Below are 17,914 nucleotides of genomic sequence, written 5' to 3' on the forward strand. Positions count from 1 at the left end.
CGCCCCGGGGGAGCGGATCAGCAGGTCACCACGCTGGTCCTCGAACCTCCCGAAGACCCGATCGGGAACTGCGCGATTCAACTGCAGGTCTGTGGAAGGAATCCATCTTGGTCGCCTCGAGCACCGATTCGAACGTAACCGCTAACCGACCGGCCGACGGGGACATCCCGCGCCGCATCTCCTTCGCCAAGATCCACGAACCGCTGGACGTGCCGAACCTGCTGGCCCTCCAGACGGACAGCTTCGACCGGCTCGTCGGCAACGAGCGCTGGCAGGCCCGCGTCCGGCAGGCCGTCGAGACCGGGGAGCAGGGCATCGCCCGCACCTCCGGGCTCTCCGACATCTTCGAGGAGATCTCCCCGATCGAGGACTTCCAGGGCACCATGTCCCTGTCCTTCTCCGAGCCGGAGTTCTACGACCCGAAGTACACCATGGACGAGTGCAAGGACCGGGACGCCACGTACTCGGCCCCCCTGTACGTCAAGGCCGAGTTCATGAACAACAACACGGGCGAGATCAAGCAGCAGACCGTGTTCATGGGCGACTTCCCGCTGATGACGGAGAAGGGCACGTTCGTCATCAACGGCACCGAGCGCGTCGTCGTCTCGCAGCTCGTCCGCTCCCCGGGCGCCTACTTCGAGCGCGGCCAGGACCGCACCTCGGACAAGGACGTCTACTCCGCGAAGATCATCCCCTCGCGCGGCGCCTGGTTCGAGCTGGAGATCGACAAGCGCGACCAGGTGGGCGTGCGCCTGGACCGCAAGCGCAAGCAGTCGGTCACCGTGCTGCTCAAGGCCCTGGGCTGGACCGAGTCCCGCATCCTCGAGGAGTTCGGCGAGTTCGACTCGATCCGGGCGACCATGGAGAAGGACACCGTCGAGTCCCGCGAGGACGCGCTGCTGGACATCTACCGCAAGCTCCGGCCGGGCGAGCCGCCCACGGTCGACGCCGCGCAGGCGCTGCTGGACAACATGTACTTCAACTCGAAGCGCTACGACCTCGCCAAGGTGGGCCGCTACAAGCTCAACCGGAAGCTCGGGCTCGACAAGGACTTCGACGCCGACGACGCCTCCGTGCTCTCCGTCGACGACATCGTCGCGATGATCCGCTACCTCGTCACGCTGCACGCCGGCGGCGGCACGATCCGCGGGATGCGCGACGGCGAGCCCCGCGAGCTCGTGGTCGACGTCGACGACATCGACCACTTCGGCAACCGGCGCATCCGCGCGGTCGGCGAGCTGATCGAGAACCAGATCCGCACGGGCCTGTCCCGGATGGAGCGCGTGGTGCGCGAGCGGATGACCACGCAGGACGTCGAGGCCATCACCCCGCAGACCCTGATCAACATCCGTCCGGTCGTGGCGGCGATCAAGGAGTTCTTCGGCACCTCGCAGCTGTCGCAGTTCATGGACCAGAACAACCCGCTCGCGGGCCTGACGCACAAGCGGCGGCTCTCCGCGCTGGGCCCGGGCGGTCTCTCCCGCGACCGCGCCGGCATGGAGGTCCGCGACGTGCACCCGTCGCACTACGGCCGCATGTGCCCGATCGAGACCCCTGAGGGCTCCAACATCGGCCTCATCGGCTCGCTCGCGACCTACGGGCGGATCAACCCGTTCGGCTTCATCGAGACCCCGTACCGCAAGGTCGTCGACGGTGTCGTGACCGACGACGTCGACTACCTCACCGCCGACGACGAGCGGGGCGTGACCATCGCGCAGGCGAACGCGCCGCTGACCACGGACAGCCGCTTCGCCGAGGACGCCGTGCTCGCGCGCGCCGCCGACGGCTCGGGCGAGGCCGTGCTGGTCGACCCGACCGCGGTGCAGTACATGGACGTGTCCCCGCGGCAGATGGTGTCCGTGGCGACCGCGCTCATCCCGTACCTCGAGCACGACGACGCCAACCGCGCGCTCATGGGCGCCAACATGCAGCGCCAGGCCGTGCCGCTGCTCGAGTCCGAGGCCCCGCTGGTGGGCACCGGCATGGAGCGCTACGCGGCCCTGGACGCCGGCGACTCCGTGCTGGCCCGCAAGCCGGGCGTGGTCGACGAGGTCTCCGCCAACCTCGTGCGGGTGCTCAACGACGACGGGACGACCACGGTCTACCCGATCAACAAGTTCACCCGCTCGAACCCGGGCAACACCTACAACCAGCGCGTGATCGTCTCCGAGGGCGAGCGCGTGGAGGAGCGCTCGGTCATCGCCGACGGGCCCTCCACGGACCAGGGCGAGCTGGCCCTGGGCAAGAACCTGCTGGTGGCCTACATGTCCTGGGAGGGCCTCAACTACGAGGACGCCATCATCCTCTCCCAGCGGATGGTCTCCGAGGACGTGCTGACCTCGATCCACATCGAGGAGCACGAGATCGACGCCCGCGACACCAAGCTGGGCGCCGAGGAGATCACCCGGGACATCCCGAACGTCTCCGAGGAGGTCCTCTCGGCCCTCGACGAGCGCGGCATCATCCACATCGGCGCGGAGGTCCAGGCCGGCGACATCCTGGTGGGCAAGGTGACCCCGAAGGGGGAGACCGAGCTGACCCCGGAGGAGCGCCTGCTGCGCGCCATCTTCGGCGAGAAGTCCCGCGAGGTGCGCGACACGTCCCTGAAGGTGCCCCACGGCGAGTCGGGCACCGTCATCGGCGTGCGCGTCTTCGACCGCGACGACGAGGACGACGACCTGCCCGCGGGCGTCAACCAGGTGGTCCGGGTGTACGTCGCGCAGAAGCGCAAGATCACCGACGGCGACAAGCTCGCCGGCCGGCACGGCAACAAGGGCGTCATCTCGAAGATCCTGCCCGTCGAGGACATGCCGTTCCTCGAGGACGGCAGCCCCGTGGACATCATCCTCAACCCGCTGGGCGTGCCCGGGCGGATGAACCTCGGGCAGGTCCTCGAGGTGCACACCGGCTGGCTCGCCAAGCAGGGCTGGAACATCGAGGGCGATCCCGCCTGGCTCGAGAACCTGCCCAACTTCCCGAAGCAGTCGGGCCCCACCAACGTGGCGACCCCGGTGTTCGACGGCGCGCGCGAGGAGGAGATCTTCGACCTCCTCGACCACACCAACCCCACGCGCGACGGCGTCCGGCTGATCGACCGCTCCGGCAAGGCGCGGCTGTTCGACGGCCGCTCCGGCGAGCCGTTCCCCGACCCGGTCTCGGTGGGCTACCAGTACATCCTGAAGCTGCACCACCTGGTCGACGACAAGATCCACGCGCGCTCGACCGGCCCGTACTCCATGATCACCCAGCAGCCGCTGGGCGGTAAGGCGCAGTTCGGCGGCCAGCGCTTCGGCGAGATGGAGGTCTGGGCGCTCGAGGCCTACGGCGCCGCCTACACCCTGCAGGAGCTGCTGACGGTCAAGTCCGACGACGTCCACGGACGCGTGAAGGTCTACGAGGCCATCGTCAAGGGCGAGAACATCCCGGAGCCGGGCGTTCCCGAGTCCTTCAAGGTGCTCATCAAGGAGATGCAGTCCCTGTGCCTGAACGTCGAGGTCCTCTCGGCCGACGGCAACACCATCGAGATGCGTGACTCGGATGACGAGGTCTTCCGGGCGGCCGAGGAGCTGGGCATCGATCTCTCGCACTCCGAGCCCAGCTCGGTCGAAGAGGTCTGAGGCTCTCCGCCCACCCCCGACGAGACTTCACCCTTTCTAGAGAAAGAGATAAAGGACCCTCATGTCCAACGAATCTTCACTCGGACTCATGCGGATCGGTCTTGCGACCGCCGAGGACATCCGGACCTGGTCGTACGGCGAGGTCAAGAAGCCGGAGACCATCAACTACCGCACGCTCAAGCCCGAGAAGGACGGCCTGTTCTGCGAGAAGATCTTCGGCCCCACCCGGGACTGGGAGTGCTACTGCGGCAAGTACAAGCGCGTGCGCTACAAGGGCATCATCTGCGAGCGCTGCGGCGTGGAGGTGACCCGGGCGAAGGTGCGCCGTGAGCGCATGGGCCACATCGAGCTCGCCGCTCCCGTGACCCACATCTGGTACTTCAAGGGAGTGCCCTCGCGGCTGGGCTACCTGCTGGACCTGGCCCCGAAGGACCTCGAGAAGGTCATCTACTTCGCGGCGTACATGATCACGTCCGTGGACGAGGACGCCCGCCACGACGACCTGCCGAACCTCCAGGCCGCCGTGGACCGGGAGAAGGCGCAGATGGAGTCGACGCGCGACGCGGACATCGCCGCGATCGCCCGCGACCTGGAGACCGAGCTCGGCCGGGTCGAGGACGAGGGCGGCAAGGCCGCGGAGAAGCGCAAGCTCCGCGACTCCGCCGACCGCCAGATGGCCAACGTGCGCAAGCGCGCCAACCAGGAGATCGACCGGCTCGAGCAGGTCTGGGACCGGTTCAAGAACCTCAAGGTCAACGACCTCGAGGGCGACGAGGCGCTCTACCGCGTGATGGTCGACCGCTACGGCATGTACTTCGAGGGCTCGATGGGCGCCGAGGCGATCAAGAAGCGCCTGGAGACCTTCGACCTCGAGGCCGAGGCCGAGTCGCTGCGCGAGACCATCGCCACGGGCAAGGGCCAGCGCAAGACCCGCGCCCTGAAGCGGCTGAAGGTCGTCAACGCCTTCCTCACCACGGACAACTCCCCGCTGGGCATGGTCCTGGACGCCGTCCCGGTGATCCCGCCGGAGCTGCGCCCGATGGTGCAGCTGGACGGCGGCCGCTTCGCGACCTCGGACCTCAACGACCTGTACCGGCGCGTGATCAACCGCAACAACCGCCTCAAGCGGCTGCTGGACCTGGGCGCCCCGGAGATCATCGTCAACAACGAGAAGCGGATGCTGCAGGAGGCCGTGGACTCGCTGTTCGACAACGGCCGCCGCGGCCGGCCGGTGACCGGTCCGGGCAACCGTGCCCTGAAGTCGCTGTCCGACATGCTCAAGGGCAAGCAGGGCCGGTTCCGCCAGAACCTGCTCGGCAAGCGCGTCGACTACTCCGGCCGGTCGGTCATCGTGGTCGGTCCGCAGCTGAAGCTGCACCAGTGCGGTCTGCCCAAGCAGATGGCCCTCGAGCTGTTCAAGCCGTTCGTGATGAAGCGCCTGGTGGACCTCAACCACGCGCAGAACATCAAGTCGGCCAAGCGCATGGTCGAGCGCTACCGCCCGCAGGTGTGGGACGTGCTGGAGGAGGTCATCACCGAGCACCCCGTGCTGCTCAACCGTGCCCCCACCCTGCACCGCCTCGGCATCCAGGCGTTCGAGCCGCAGCTCGTCGAGGGCAAGGCCATCCAGCTCCACCCGCTCGTGTGCGGCGCGTTCAACGCCGACTTCGACGGTGACCAGATGGCCGTGCACCTGCCGCTGTCCCCGGAGGCCCAGGCCGAGGCGCGCATCCTGATGCTGTCCTCGAACAACATCCTCAAGCCCTCGGACGGCAAGCCGATCGCCCTGCCCTCGCAGGACATGATCATCGGCCTCTACCACCTCACCACCGTCCGCGAGGGCGAGGAGGGGGAGGGCCGGTCGTTCTCCTCGGTGGCCGAGGCGATCATGGCCCACGACGCCGGGAAGCTGCACCTCAACGCCCTGTGCACCATCGAGCTCGACCACTTCGTCCCGTTCGAGGGCTGGGAGGCCCCCGAGGGCTGGGAGCCGGGCCGGCCGCTCCTGGTGCGCACGACCCTGGGCCGAGTGCTGTTCAACGAGACGCTGCCCGAGGACTACCCCTGGGACGAGGCCGTCGCGGACAAGAAGCACCTGTCCGCGCTGGTCAACGACCTCGCGGAGCGGTACCCGATGGTGACCGTGGCGCACACGCTCGACGAGCTCAAGGACGCCGGGTTCCACTGGGCGGCCCGCTCGGGCGTGACCGTGGCCATCTCCGACATCGCGACCCCGCCCGAGAAGCCCGCCATCATGGAGGGCTACGAGGCGCAGGCCGCGAAGATCCAGGGCCAGTACGACCGCGGTCTGATCGACGACGACGAGCGCCGCTCGGAGCTGATCGACATCTGGACCAAGGCCACGGACGAGGTGGCACAGGCCATGCAGGCCAACCTGTCGCCGCTGAACACCATCAACCGCATGGTCTCCTCCGGCGCCCGGGGCAACTGGATGCAGGTCCGCCAGATCGCCGGCATCCGCGGGCTCGTGTCCAACCCCAAGGGCGAGATCATGCCCCGCCCGATCAAGTCCTCGTACCGTGAGGGCCTGTCGGTGCTGGAGTACTTCATCGCGACCCACGGCGCCCGCAAGGGCCTGGCCGACACCGCGCTGCGGACGGCGAACTCGGGCTACCTGACCCGCCGTCTCGTGGACGTCTCCCAGGACGTCATCGTGCGCGAGGCGGACTGCATGACCGAGCGCGGGCTGACCCTGCCCGTGGCGGACCTCCGCGAGACCGGTGAGCGCGTGCTCCACGAGGACATCGAGAACACCGTGCACGGCCGGGTGCTCGCGGTCGACGTCGTGGACGCCAACGGCGAGATCCTGGCCGGGGCGGGCACGGACCTCTCCGACGCGGCGATCCAGCGCGTGTTCGAGGGCGGGGCCGACACGGTGCGCGTGCGCTCCGTGCTGACCTGCGAGTCCGCGGTGGGCGTGTGCGCGTCGTGCTACGGCCGCTCGCTGGCCTCGAACCAGCTCGTGGACATCGGCGAGGCCGTGGGGATCATCGCGGCCCAGTCGATCGGTGAGCCCGGCACGCAGCTGACCATGCGCACCTTCCACACCGGTGGTGTCGCGTCCTCGGACGGTGACATCACCCAGGGTCTGCCCCGCATCCAGGAGCTCTTCGAGGCCCGCACGCCCAAGGGCGTCGCGCCGATCTCGGAGGTCGCCGGGCGGGTCACGATCGAGGACACCGAGAAGGCCCTCAAGGTCGTCGTGACCCCGGACAACGGGGACGAGGCGATCGGGTACCCGGTGCTGCGGCGCGCGAAGCTGCTCGTGGCCGAGGGCGAGCACGTCGAGGTCGGCCAGCAGCTGGTCTCTGGCGCGGTGGACCCCAAGGAGGTGCTGCGCATCCGCGGTCCGCGGCAGGCGCAGAAGCACCTCGTGGACGAGGTCCAGCGCGTGTACCGCTCGCAGGGCGTGGGCATCCACGACAAGCACGTCGAGGTCATCGTGCGGCAGATGCTCCGCCGCGTGACGATCATCGAGTCCGGCGAGACGGACCTGCTGCCGGGCGAGCTCGTGGAGAACGTCCGCTTCCTGGAGGCCAACCGGAAGGCCGTCGCGGAGACCGCCCGGCCGGCCGCGGGACGCCCCGAGCTGATGGGCATCACCAAGGCCTCGCTGGCCACCGACTCGTGGCTGTCGGCCGCGTCCTTCCAGGAGACCACCCGCGTGCTCACGCAGGCGGCCATGGAGGGCAAGTCCGACCCGCTGCTGGGGCTGAAGGAGAACGTGATCATCGGCAAGCTGATCCCGGCCGGCACGGGGCTCTCGCGCTACAACAACATCGACGTGGAGCCGACGGACGAGGCCAAGGCCTCGCTGTTCACGGAGCCGGGCACCTTCTCGGACTTCAGCTACACGGACGAGAACTCCGGGCACACGCCCGCCGAGTTCCAGGCGATCCCGCTGGAGGACTACGACTTCGGCAGCAACTGAGGCCGGCGTCCTGCGCAGGAGGTGATCACCGCGTGATCACCACGGCAGCCCCGTCCCGGAGCCACGGCTCCGGGGCGGGGCTGCCGCCGTCGGGGCCGGGCACGACTGGGGCCGGCGGCGCCGGACACGACAGGAGAGGACCAGGACCATGGCGAACTCCCCCACGGGCGAGTCCGTGCTCCAGCGCGCGGACCGGATCCTCGCGGCGTTCACCGCGCAGCGGCCCCGGCTGACGGGCGGCCAGATCGCAGCCCTCGCCGGCCTGCCCATCGCCACGGCCCACCGGCTGGCCCGGGACATGGCCGCGCAGGGCTGGCTCGAGCGCGTGGGAGGCGGGCACTACGTCGTCGGCACCCGGCTGTGGGAGCTGGCCCTGCGCTCCTCGCGCGAGCTGGACCTCGCCCGCGCCGCCCGCCCCTTCATGGGCGACATCCACGCGGTGCTGCGCCAGCACGTGCAGCTCGGGATCGTGGAGGGCCGGGAGGTCCTCATCGTCGAGCGGCTTTCGCACCCGAAGGCCGTGCCGGTGCGCGCCTCGGTCGCGGGGCGGCTGCCGCTGCACCTGTCCGCGACCGGTCTCGTGCTCCTCGCCCACGCGCCCGCCGAGGTCCGCGACGCCTACCTCGAGGGGCCGCTCACGGCGCTCACCGAGTTCTCGCCCGCGGAGCCGCGCGCCCTGGCCGCCGAGCTCGAGCGGATCCGGGCCGCGGGCCACGCCCAGCAGACGGGCTACCTCGAGCCCGGGACCACGGGCATCGCGGTGCCCGTGCGCGGGCGCGGCGAGCAGGTGGTGGCCGGCCTGGGCGTGATCACGCCCGCGGGCGACCCCGCGGCACGGGCCGGGGCCATCGTCCAGGCCCTGCACACCGCCGCGCACGGCATCCGCCGCACCCTGCGGGAGGACGCGCGCTGAGATCCGGCCACGGCGCTCCGTACCGTTGAACGGGACCGCTGTGGTGGCGCCCACAGGCCCCTGCGAGACTGGACCCGATGTCCCGTCGTATCACCAGGAGCACTCATGAGCGCAGAGCGTACTGTTCTTTCCACCCAGGTCGGCATCGTCGGGGGCGGCCCCGCCGGTCTGATGCTGTCCCACCTGCTGTCCCGCGCCGGCATCGACAGCGTCGTCGTCGAGAAGCGTGACAAGGACACCATCCACGCCACCCACCGGGCCGGGATCCTCGAGGCGGCGACGGTGGACATGCTCACCGGTTCCGGCGTCGACGGCCGGGTCCTGACCGAGGGGCACGAGCACGAGGGCACCGTCCTGCGGTTCCAGGGGGAGAGCCACCGGATCGACTTCAAGAGCCTCGTGGGCCACTCCGTGTGGCTGTACCCCCAGAACGAGGTCTTCTGGGACCTCGCCAACGCCCGGGAGCGGGACGGCGGGGACGTCCGCTGGTCGGTGACCGACACCGAGGTGGCGGACCCGACGTCCGACCGGCCGAAGATCCGCTTCACGGACGCCGAGGGCGAGGCCTTCGAGGTGCGCTGCGAGATGCTCGTGGGCGCCGACGGCTCGCAGGGCATCTCGAAGTGGGCCATCCCGCAGGAGGAGCGCACCGACAACTTCATCGAGTACCCCTTCGCGTGGTTCGGCATCCTCACCGAGGCCCCGCCGAGCGCGCCGGAGCTCATCTACTCCAACTCCGAGCACGGCTTCGCCCTGATCTCCTCGCGCAGCGAGACGGTGCAGCGGATGTACTTCCAGTGCGACCCCCAGGAGGACGTGGACGACTGGGACGACGAGCGGATCTGGGCCGAGCTGCAGCGCCGCGTCGCGGGCCCGGACGGACTCCGCCTGCAGGAGGGGCCGATCTTCGACAAGACCGTCCTGAAGTTCCGCTCCTACGTCTGTGAGCCCCTGCGCCACGGCAACCTCTTCCTCGTGGGCGACGCCGGGCACACGGTGCCCCCGACCGGCGCGAAGGGTCTCAACCTCGCGTTCTGCGACGTGCGCGTCCTCGCCCCCGCACTGATCGACTACTTCCGCACCGGCGACGACGCCGGTCTGGCCGGCTACTCCGCCAAGGCCCTGGAGCGTGTCTGGAAGGCCCAGAACTTCTCCTACTGGGCCACCAACCTCATGCACATCCAGCCCGGCGAGAACCCGTTCAACCAGAAGCGGCGGCTCGGCGAGTTCAAGGCGATCACCACCTCGCAGCGCGGCTCGGCCTACTTCGCGGAGTCCTACACCGGCTGGCCGGAGGACTGAGAGGCCGGCCCGCGTCACCGTGTGACGCACCATTTGTTCGCACCACGAACAACTGTGCGAATGATGTATCGATTGCGGTATCCTCGAGGAGAACTTCGGGGGTGCCCGCCGCGACCGGCAGGACGACCGGCACGGCACCCACCTCGCGACGAAGGAGCTGTCAGATGACCGATCAGGACCAGGGGACGCGGGAGGCCTTCGTGCACCTGACCCCGAAGGGCCCCGACGACGCGGCGGACACCCAGGCCGACATGAACCGCGAGATGGCGCGGGTCTCGGAGGAGTACGCCGCCTCGGGCGCCACCGAGACCCAGCCCCGCCTGGACTACGCCCCCTACCGCAGCTCGATCCTGCGCCACCCCACCAAGGACCCGCACCACGCGGACCCGGAGACCATCGAGCTGCACGCCCCGGCGTTCGGCCAGCGGGACGTGCACCAGCTGGAGTCCGACCTGACCATCCAGGCGCAGGGGGAGCCCATCGGCGAGCGGATCAGGATCCGCGGCCGCGTGCTCGACGGCGACGGGCGCCCGGTGCGCCGGCAGCTCGTGGAGATCTGGCAGGCCAACGCGGCGGGGCGCTACATCCACAAGCGCGACCAGCACCCAGCCCCGATCGACCCGAACTTCACCGGCGTCGGGCGCTGCATCACCGGCGACGACGGATCCTACGAGTTCGTCACCATCAAACCGGGCCCCTACCCCTGGAAGAACCACCACAACGCGTGGCGCCCCGCGCACGTGCACTTCTCCCTGTTCGGCACGGACTTCACCCAGCGGATGATCACGCAGATGTACTTCCCGTCCGATCCGCTGTTCGCCCTGGACCCCATCTACCAGTCCATCGTGGACCCGAAGGCCCGGGAGCGTCTCGTGGCCGCCTACGACCACGACGTCTCCGAGCACGAGTGGCTGCTCGGCTACCACTGGGACATCGTGCTGAGCGGATCCAACCGCACCTGGACGGAAGGCGACTCCAATGTCTGAGAACCCCTCGACCACCAAGCTCACGGCCACGCCCGGCCAGACCGTCGGCCCGTTCTACGGCTACGCCCTGCCCTACGAGAAGGGCGAGCAGCTCGTCCACCCGGCCCACCCGCGGGCGGTCCGCCTGCACGGCGTCGTGACCGACGGGCAGGGGGCCGTGGTGCCCGACGCCCTGCTGGAGATCTGGCAGGCCGACGAGAACGGCGCCGTGCCCACCGCGGACGGCTCGCTCGTGCGCGACGGCTACACCTTCACGGGCTTCGGCCGCGCGGCCGTGGACAACGTGGGCCACTACACCTTCACGACCGTGGACCCCGGTCCGACCGAGCCCGGCAAGGCGCCGTTCATCACGCTGACCGTCTTCGCGCGGGGACTGCTCAACCGGCTCTTCACCCGGATCTACCTGCCGGAGGACACCGAGGCGCTGGCGAACGACCCGCTGCTGACCTCGCTGCCCGAGGAGCGCCGCCGCACCCTCGTGGCCGAGCGGGAGGCCGACGGATCGCTGCGCTTCGACATCCGGATGCAGGGCGAGGGCGAGACCGTCTTCCTCACGTACCCGAACCTCTCGACGTGACGCGGGCGCGCGGGGGACCGGCCCCGGCGGTCCGGGACCCCGCGCGCGCCCACCCGGCCCACCGCACCCACGACCTTCCAGGAGAACGCGCATGACCGACGTCGGCCTGCTCAGTCCCGGCGCCCACCGCGGCGCCCCCTGCACGGACGACACCGCGGTGCTCCAGGCCCTGCTCGACGTCGAGGCCGCCTGGGTCGCGGCGCAGGTGGACGCGGGCCTCGCCCCGGCGGCGGCCGCCGCCGCGGCCGCCGCCGCGGCCCGCGCCGCGGACTACGACGTCGCGGACCTCGCCCTGCGCGCCGAGGGCGGCGGCAACCCCGTCATCCCGCTCCTGGCCGACTACCGGCACCGGCTGGGTGAGCTGGACCCCGACGCCGTGCGCTACGTGCACCGCGGCCTCACCAGCCAGGACGTGATGGACACGGCCCTCATGCTCGTCGTTCGGCGCGCGGCCGAGCCCCTGGTCCGCGACCTGGCCGCCGCCGCGGCGGCACTGGCCCGCCTCGCCGACGAGCACCGCGGCAGCGTGCAGGCGGCGCGCACGCTCACCCAGCACGCGCTGCCCAGCACCTTCGGGCTCAAGGCGGCGACCTGGCTCGCCGGGCTGCAGGACCTCGAGGCGGACCTCGCCGGGCTGCGCACCCCGCCCGCCGCCTACGGCGGGGCGGCGGGCACCCTGGCCGGCAGCCTCGCCCTCTTCGACGGGGCCCCCGACGCCGGCGAGCGAGCCGTCGAGCTCGCCCGCCACTGGGCCGGCCGGCTGGGGCTCGAGCTCCCGCCGCACGTGTGGCACACGACCCGCCGCCCGGTGCTGCGCGCCGCGGAGACCTTCGGGGCGGTCTGCGCGGGGCTCGGCCGGATCGCCAACGACGTCCTGCTGCTGAGCCGGCCGGAGCTGGGGGAGCTGCGGGAGCCCGCCGCCGAGGGGCGCGGGGTGTCGTCGGCGATGCCCCAGAAGCAGAACCCCGTGCTCTCCGTGCTGCTCAAGCGCACCGCGCTGAGCGCGCCGCAGCTGGTGGCCCAGCTCCACGTGGCGGCCGCGCTGTCGGTCGACGAGCGTCCGGACGGCTCCTGGCACAGCGAGTGGTCCGCCCTGCGGGAGCTGGCCCGGCTCGCCGTGGCGGCCGCCTCGCACGCCGCCGAGCTGACCAGGGGGCTCACCGTGGACACCGTCCGGATGCGGGCCAATCTCGAGGCCTCCGGACCCGGCGTGCTCGCCGAGCGGATCAGCGCCGTCCTCGCTCCCGTGCTGCCCCCCGCCGAGGGGGCCACGGGCCGGCAGCGGGTCCAGGCCGTGGTGCGCCGCCACGCCACCGACCGGGCGGGCATGCTCGAGGCCCTCGTGCGCCTCGCCGCCGGGGCCGTGCTGCCGGACGGCACGCCGGTGGACGCGGGCCTCGTCGAGCGGCTGCTGGATCCTGCCGGCTACCTCGGGGCCAACGACCTGCTGATCGACCGCGTGCTCGAGCGGCATCGCCGCGCGGCGAACGACCGTCCGTCCACCCCCGCCCCAGGAGCCGGAGCATGACCGTCCCCGTCCTCAGCCTGGTCGAGTTCGCCGGCCGTCCCGCCCCCGCCCCGGACGCGCCCCTCGTGGTGCTGGGCCCCTCCCTGGGCACCTCCGCCGCCTCGCTCTGGACCGGCGCCGCCCGCGCCCTGCCCGGGACGTTCCGGGTGGTGGGCTGGGACCTGCCGGGGCACGGGGCCTCCGTCCCGGCCGGCGAGCCCTTCACGATGGCCGAGCTGGCCCGTGGCGTGCTCGACGCGGTGGACGCCCAGTTTTCGGACGAACGACCGTTCTTCTACGCGGGCAACTCCGTGGGCGGGTGCGTGGGCCAGCAGCTCATGCTCGACGCGCCGCGGCGCGTGCGCGCGGCGGTGCTGCTCGGCACGGCGGCCCGGGTGGGCGAACCCTCGGGGTGGGCCGAGCGCGGGGAGCTCGTGGCGACCGCCGGGACCCCGACCCAGGTGGTGGGCTCGGCGCAGCGCTGGTTCGCCCCCGGCTTCATCGGACGGGACGCGGTCACGACGACCGCACTGCTGCACGACCTGCAGGACGCCGACCGCTTCTCCTACGCCCGGGTGTGCGAGGCCCTCGGCGGCTTCGACGTCCGGGAGCGGCTCGGCGCGGTCCGGACCCCGGTCCTGGCCGTGGCCGGCGCCCACGACGTCGCGACCCCGCCGGCGGACACGGCGCACCTCGCCGAGGCGACCGGGGGCCGGGCCGTCGTGCTCCCCGACGTCGCGCACCTGGTCCCGGCGGAGGCGCCGCTGGACGTGGCCCGCCTGCTGGCGGAGCACTTCACGGCCCACCTCACCCACGAGAGCGAAGGAGCACGAGCATGAACGGCGAGCGCACCCAGGAGCAGGCCCACGCCGAGGGCATGGTGGTGCGGCGGGAGGTCCTCTCCGACGCCCACGTGGACCGCGCCGAGGCCGGCAAGGACGAGTTCACCACGGAGTTCCAGGACTTCATCACCCGCTACGCGTGGGGCGAGGTCTGGACCCGCCCCGGCCTCGACCGGAGGATGCGCAGCGCCATCACCCTGACGGCGCTGATCGCCGCGGGTCACTGGGAGGAGTTCGAGATGCACGTCCGCTCCGCCCTGCGCAACGGACTGGACCGGGACGAGATCAAGGAGATCCTGCTCCAGTCCGCCATCTACCTCTCCGTGCCCAGCGCCAACAACGCCTTCAAGCACGCCAAGCAGGTCCTCGACGCCCTCGACGGCGAGCGATGACCGGCGCGGGCCCTCCCGACACCCGAACCGACGAGCGACGACGCAAGTGAGGAACACCATGACCGAGACCTACATCTACGATGCCGTGCGCACCCCGTTCGGCCGCTTCGGCGGCGCCCTGGCGGGCGTGCGCCCCGACGACCTGGCGGCCCTGGTGGTCGGCGAGCAGATCCGCCGCGCCCCCGGGCTCGACCCCGCCGCCGTGGACGAGGTGGTCCTCGGCAACGCCAACGGCGCGGGCGAGGAGAACCGCAACGTGGCCCGCATGGCCACGCTGCTGGCCGGGCTGCCCGTGGGGATCCCCGGGACCACCGTGAACCGCCTCTGCGGGTCCTCCCTGGACGCCGCGATCATCGCCTCCCGCCAGATCGGCGCCGGCGAGGCGGACGTGATGCTCGTGGGCGGCGTCGAGTCCATGAGCCGCGCCCCCTGGGTGCTGCCCAAGACCGAGAAGCCCTACCCGGCCGGCGACATGACCCTGGCCTCGACCACGCTGGGCTGGCGCCTGGTGAACCGGCGGATGAACCCCGAGTGGACCGTGTCGCTAGGCGAGGCCACCGAGCAGCTGGCGCAGCGGCACGGCGTCACCCGCGACCGGATGGACGAGTTCGCGTTCCGCTCCCACCAGCTGACCCAGCAGGCCTGGGACGAGGGCTTCTACGAGAACCTCACCGTCCGGGTCCCCGGCACCGAGCTGACGCAGGACGAGTCCGTGCGCGCCTCCTCCACCGTCGAGAAGCTCGGGGGGCTGAAGACCGTCTTCCGCCAGGAGGGCGGCACCGTGACCGCCGGCAACGCCTCGCCCCTCAACGACGGCGCCTCCGCCGCGCTGCTGGGCTCCGAGAAGGCCGCCGAGCTGACCGGGCTCGAGCCGATCGCCCGCATCGCCGGCCGGGGGGCCGCGGCCAACGAGCCGCAGTTCTTCGGCTTCGCCCCCGTCGAGGCCGCGAACATCGCCGTGCGCCGCGCCGGGATCCGCTGGGCCGACGTCGCGGCCGTCGAGCTCAACGAGGCCTTCGCTGCCCAGTCGCTGGCCTGCGTCGACGCCTGGGGCATCGACCCGGAGATCGTCAACCGGCACGGCGGCGCGATCGCGATCGGACACCCCCTCGGCGCCTCCGGCACCCGGATCCTCGGCACCCTGGCCCGCTCCCTCCAGGCCTCCGGCCGGCGCTGGGGCGTCGCCGCCATCTGCATCGGCGTGGGGCAGGGCCTGGCCGTGGTCCTCGAGAACCCGAACGCCTGACGCCCGCCCACCACCGTCCACCGAAAGAGGCAGAACACATGCTGAACATCGCAGACAGCTGTGCCCAGGCCGTCGCGCCGATCCACGACGGGGCCACCGTCATGATCGGCGGCTTCGGCGTGGCCGGTCAGCCCGTCGAGCTCATCGACGCGCTGATCGACCACGGCGCCACCGGCCTGACCGTCGTCAACAACAACGCGGGCAACGGAGACGTCGGGCTGGCCCGGCTCATCCAGCTCGGGCGGGTGCGGAGGATCATCTGCTCCTTCCCGCGCCAGTCGGACTCCTGGCACTTCGACGAGAAGTACCGGGCCGGTGAGATCGAGCTCGAGGTCGTGCCCCAGGGCAACCTCGCGGAGCGGATCCGCGCCGCGGGGGCCGGCATCGGGGCGTTCTTCACCCCCACCGGCTACGGGACGCCGCTAGCGGAGGGCAAGGAGGTGCGCGAGATCGACGGGCGCCACTACGTCCTGGAGCACCCCATCAAGGCGGACTTCTCCCTGACCAAGGCGCACGTCGCCGACCGGGCGGGCAACCTCGTCTACCGCAAGACCGCGCGCAACTTCGGGCCCATCATGGCCGCCGCCGCCACGACCTCGATCGTGCAGGTCGCGGAGCTGGTCGAGCGCGGCGCGCTGGACCCCGAGTCCGTCGTGACCCCCGGCATCTACGTGGACACCGTCGTGCGCCTCGAGTCACCGGTCCAGCCCGACCCCCGAGAGGAGCTCTGACCATGAGCGAGAACACCCAGAACGCGGCGGGCGCCGTCCCGATGACGGCCGACGCCCCGCTGAGCACCGACGACCTGGCGCGCCTCGTCGCCCGGGACATCCCGGCCGGCTCGTACGCCAACCTCGGCATCGGCCAGCCCACGCTGGTCGCCAACTACCTCACGGCCGAGGACGACGTCACCCTGCACACCGAGAACGGCATGCTCGGGATGGGCCCGGAGGCCCAGGGCGACGAGGTCGACCCGGACCTCATCAACGCCGGGAAGATCCCCGTGGTGGAGACCCCGGGCTGCTCCTACTTCCACCACGCGGACTCCTTCGCCATGATGCGCGGCGGGCACCTGGACTACTGCGTGCTCGGGGCCTTCCAGGTCGACCGCCGGGGCAACCTCGCGAACTGGCACACCGGCAAGCCCGACGCCATCCCCGCGGTCGGCGGCGCGATGGACCTGGCCACCGGCGCGAAGCAGACCTTCGTGATGATGTCCCTGCGCACGAAGAAGGGGCAGTCCAAGCTCGTCGAGGAGTGCACCATGCCCCTCACCGGCGTCGCCTGCGTGTCACGCGTCTACACCGACCTCGCCGTCTTCCTCATCGAGGAGGACGGGGTCGCGGTCCGGGAGACCTTCGGCACCAGCTTCGAGGAGCTCCAGCAGATCGTCGACGTCCCCCTGCGCCCCGCCCGCTGAGCGCGGCGCCGCGAACGGCTCCCCCGGCGGCCGGCACCCGCCGCCGGGGGAGCCGCCCAGGCCCGAGGAGGCCAACCATGACCGAGCAGGACCCCGCCGGCGAACCGGGGGAGCGGAGCGCCCAGTTCGTGCAGTCCCTGGCGCGCGGGCTCAGCGTGATCACCGCCTTCGACGCCCGGCACCCCCGGATGACCCTCAGCGACGCGGCCCGGCGCACGGGGCTGACCCGGGCGACCGCCCGCCGGTTCCTGCTGACCCTCGAGGAGCTCGGCTACGTCCGCACCGACGGCCGGCTCTTCGAGCTGACCCCCAAGGTGCTGCAGCTGGGCTACTCGTACCTCTCCTCCCTGTCCCTGCCCGCCCTGGCGGGCCCGCACCTGGAGGCGCTCTCGGCGCAGGTCGAGGAGTCCACCTCCGCGTCGGTGCTCGACGGGCACGACATCGTCTACGTGGCCCGGGTCTCGACCCACCGGATCATGACCGTCTCCATCGCCGTCGGCACCCGCTTCCCGGCCCACGCGACCTCCATGGGGCGTGTGCTGCTGGCGGGCCTGGGCCCCGAGGAGCTGGCCGAGTACTTCCGCACGGCCCGGCTCGAGCGCCTGACCGAGCGCACGACCGTGGACCGCCGCGCCCTCGAGGCCGACCTGCACCGGGTCCGGGCCCAGGGCTGGTCCGTCGTCGACCAGGAGCTCGAGCCCGGGCTGTGCTCCGTCGCCGCCCCTGTGACGGACGGGGCCGGGCGCGTGGTCGCCGCGGTCAACGTGTCCATGCGCAGCGGGGTGCCCGGCGCGGCCGACCCCGTGCGCAGGATCGTGCCCCCGCTGCTCGAGTGCGCGCGGCGGATCTCGGCGGACCTCGCCGCCACCCGTCGCTGACGGGACCGGCCCGCCCCGTCGTTTCCGTGCCACGAGCCGGTCTGATAGGCTGTCGAGGAATTGCACGGTCATCCGCCGGCTCGCGCCGGTGGGGGGCCGCGGAGATCAATGGCAGAACGGACTCGGTCCTCTGGTACGCGGTGTGTACCAAAATGCCATCCTTTTCGTCTGCCCACGTGCCTACGGCGCGGCGACCCCGGTGTCCGCCCGCCGGGCCGCCGCCAGGCGCCGCACCCGTCCCGGTCCCGCACCGGAGGCCGGGTGGGCCGAACACCCGCGGGC

General features: G+C 71.5%; 13 protein-coding genes. All 13 read left to right on the top strand.

Features of this window, described 5'->3' with window-relative positions; genetic code table 11:
* The first annotated feature begins 107 nt into the window (after nucleotides 1-107).
* Nucleotides 108-3,617 (top strand): DNA-directed RNA polymerase subunit beta, encoded by a 3,510-nt coding sequence (gene rpoB / locus ACH9EU_RS04555; RefSeq protein WP_396412757.1) that lies wholly within the window; start codon nucleotides 108-110, stop codon nucleotides 3,615-3,617.
* 61 nt (nucleotides 3,618-3,678) lie between these two features.
* Nucleotides 3,679-7,569 (top strand): DNA-directed RNA polymerase subunit beta', encoded by a 3,891-nt coding sequence (locus ACH9EU_RS04560; protein WP_396412758.1) that lies wholly within the window; start codon nucleotides 3,679-3,681, stop codon nucleotides 7,567-7,569.
* 148 nt (nucleotides 7,570-7,717) lie between these two features.
* Nucleotides 7,718-8,482, top strand: a complete 765-nt coding sequence (locus ACH9EU_RS04565) for an IclR family transcriptional regulator domain-containing protein (RefSeq protein WP_396412759.1) — start codon at nucleotides 7,718-7,720, stop codon at nucleotides 8,480-8,482.
* A 105-nt stretch (nucleotides 8,483-8,587) separates the two neighbouring features.
* Entirely contained in the window at nucleotides 8,588-9,784 is a 1,197-nt protein-coding gene (locus tag ACH9EU_RS04570; protein WP_396412760.1) for a 4-hydroxybenzoate 3-monooxygenase, read from the top strand.
* A gap of 164 nt (nucleotides 9,785-9,948) precedes the next feature.
* Nucleotides 9,949-10,770 (top strand): protocatechuate 3,4-dioxygenase subunit beta, encoded by an 822-nt coding sequence (pcaH, locus tag ACH9EU_RS04575; RefSeq protein WP_449555790.1) that lies wholly within the window; start codon nucleotides 9,949-9,951, stop codon nucleotides 10,768-10,770.
* Nucleotides 10,763-11,347: a protocatechuate 3,4-dioxygenase subunit alpha gene (gene pcaG, locus ACH9EU_RS04580; protein WP_396412761.1), complete on the top strand. Its 585-nt coding sequence runs from the start codon at nucleotides 10,763-10,765 to the stop codon at nucleotides 11,345-11,347. Before pcaH ends, pcaG begins: the two co-directional genes overlap by 8 nt.
* Before the next feature lie 91 nt (nucleotides 11,348-11,438).
* Nucleotides 11,439-12,875, top strand: coding sequence for a lyase family protein (locus ACH9EU_RS04585; protein ID WP_396412762.1), 1,437 nt, complete (start codon nucleotides 11,439-11,441; stop codon nucleotides 12,873-12,875).
* Nucleotides 12,872-13,693: an alpha/beta fold hydrolase gene (locus ACH9EU_RS04590; RefSeq protein ID WP_396412763.1), complete on the top strand. Its 822-nt coding sequence runs from the start codon at nucleotides 12,872-12,874 to the stop codon at nucleotides 13,691-13,693. The genes ACH9EU_RS04585 and ACH9EU_RS04590 overlap by 4 nt, the downstream gene beginning before the upstream one ends.
* Nucleotides 13,690-14,088: a 4-carboxymuconolactone decarboxylase gene (gene pcaC, locus ACH9EU_RS04595; RefSeq protein ID WP_396412764.1), complete on the top strand. Its 399-nt coding sequence runs from the start codon at nucleotides 13,690-13,692 to the stop codon at nucleotides 14,086-14,088. The genes ACH9EU_RS04590 and pcaC overlap by 4 nt, the downstream gene beginning before the upstream one ends.
* A 58-nt stretch (nucleotides 14,089-14,146) precedes the next feature.
* Nucleotides 14,147-15,334: an acetyl-CoA C-acyltransferase gene (locus ACH9EU_RS04600; RefSeq protein WP_396412765.1), complete on the top strand. Its 1,188-nt coding sequence runs from the start codon at nucleotides 14,147-14,149 to the stop codon at nucleotides 15,332-15,334.
* A 38-nt stretch (nucleotides 15,335-15,372) separates the two neighbouring features.
* Nucleotides 15,373-16,065, top strand: coding sequence for a 3-oxoacid CoA-transferase subunit A (locus tag ACH9EU_RS04605; protein ID WP_396412766.1), 693 nt, complete (start codon nucleotides 15,373-15,375; stop codon nucleotides 16,063-16,065).
* Nucleotides 16,066-16,067: 2 nt separating this feature from the next.
* Entirely contained in the window at nucleotides 16,068-16,754 is a 687-nt protein-coding gene (locus ACH9EU_RS04610) for a 3-oxoacid CoA-transferase subunit B (RefSeq protein ID WP_396412767.1), read from the top strand.
* Nucleotides 16,755-16,831: 77 nt separating this feature from the next.
* Nucleotides 16,832-17,632, top strand: coding sequence for an IclR family transcriptional regulator domain-containing protein (locus tag ACH9EU_RS04615; RefSeq protein ID WP_396412768.1), 801 nt, complete (start codon nucleotides 16,832-16,834; stop codon nucleotides 17,630-17,632).
* Nucleotides 17,633-17,914 lie beyond the last annotated feature (282 nt).

Origin of the sequence: Kocuria rhizosphaerae (genome assembly GCF_044462265.1) — a bacterium.
Taxonomy (GTDB): domain Bacteria; phylum Actinomycetota; class Actinomycetes; order Actinomycetales; family Micrococcaceae; genus Kocuria; species Kocuria rhizosphaerae.

Coding starts and splice junctions, on each gene's coding strand:
- pcaG (WP_396412761.1), top strand. CDS start 10,763: ATGTCTGAGAACCCCTCGACCACCAAGCTCACGGCCACGCCCGGCCAG.
- ACH9EU_RS04570 (WP_396412760.1), top strand. CDS start 8,588: ATGAGCGCAGAGCGTACTGTTCTTTCCACCCAGGTCGGCATCGTCGGG.
- ACH9EU_RS04610 (WP_396412767.1), top strand. CDS start 16,068: ATGAGCGAGAACACCCAGAACGCGGCGGGCGCCGTCCCGATGACGGCC.
- ACH9EU_RS04565 (WP_396412759.1), top strand. CDS start 7,718: ATGGCGAACTCCCCCACGGGCGAGTCCGTGCTCCAGCGCGCGGACCGG.
- ACH9EU_RS04600 (WP_396412765.1), top strand. CDS start 14,147: ATGACCGAGACCTACATCTACGATGCCGTGCGCACCCCGTTCGGCCGC.
- ACH9EU_RS04585 (WP_396412762.1), top strand. CDS start 11,439: ATGACCGACGTCGGCCTGCTCAGTCCCGGCGCCCACCGCGGCGCCCCC.
- ACH9EU_RS04560 (WP_396412758.1), top strand. CDS start 3,679: ATGTCCAACGAATCTTCACTCGGACTCATGCGGATCGGTCTTGCGACC.
- ACH9EU_RS04590 (WP_396412763.1), top strand. CDS start 12,872: ATGACCGTCCCCGTCCTCAGCCTGGTCGAGTTCGCCGGCCGTCCCGCC.
- ACH9EU_RS04605 (WP_396412766.1), top strand. CDS start 15,373: ATGCTGAACATCGCAGACAGCTGTGCCCAGGCCGTCGCGCCGATCCAC.
- ACH9EU_RS04615 (WP_396412768.1), top strand. CDS start 16,832: ATGACCGAGCAGGACCCCGCCGGCGAACCGGGGGAGCGGAGCGCCCAG.
- pcaC (WP_396412764.1), top strand. CDS start 13,690: ATGAACGGCGAGCGCACCCAGGAGCAGGCCCACGCCGAGGGCATGGTG.
- pcaH (WP_449555790.1), top strand. CDS start 9,949: ATGACCGATCAGGACCAGGGGACGCGGGAGGCCTTCGTGCACCTGACC.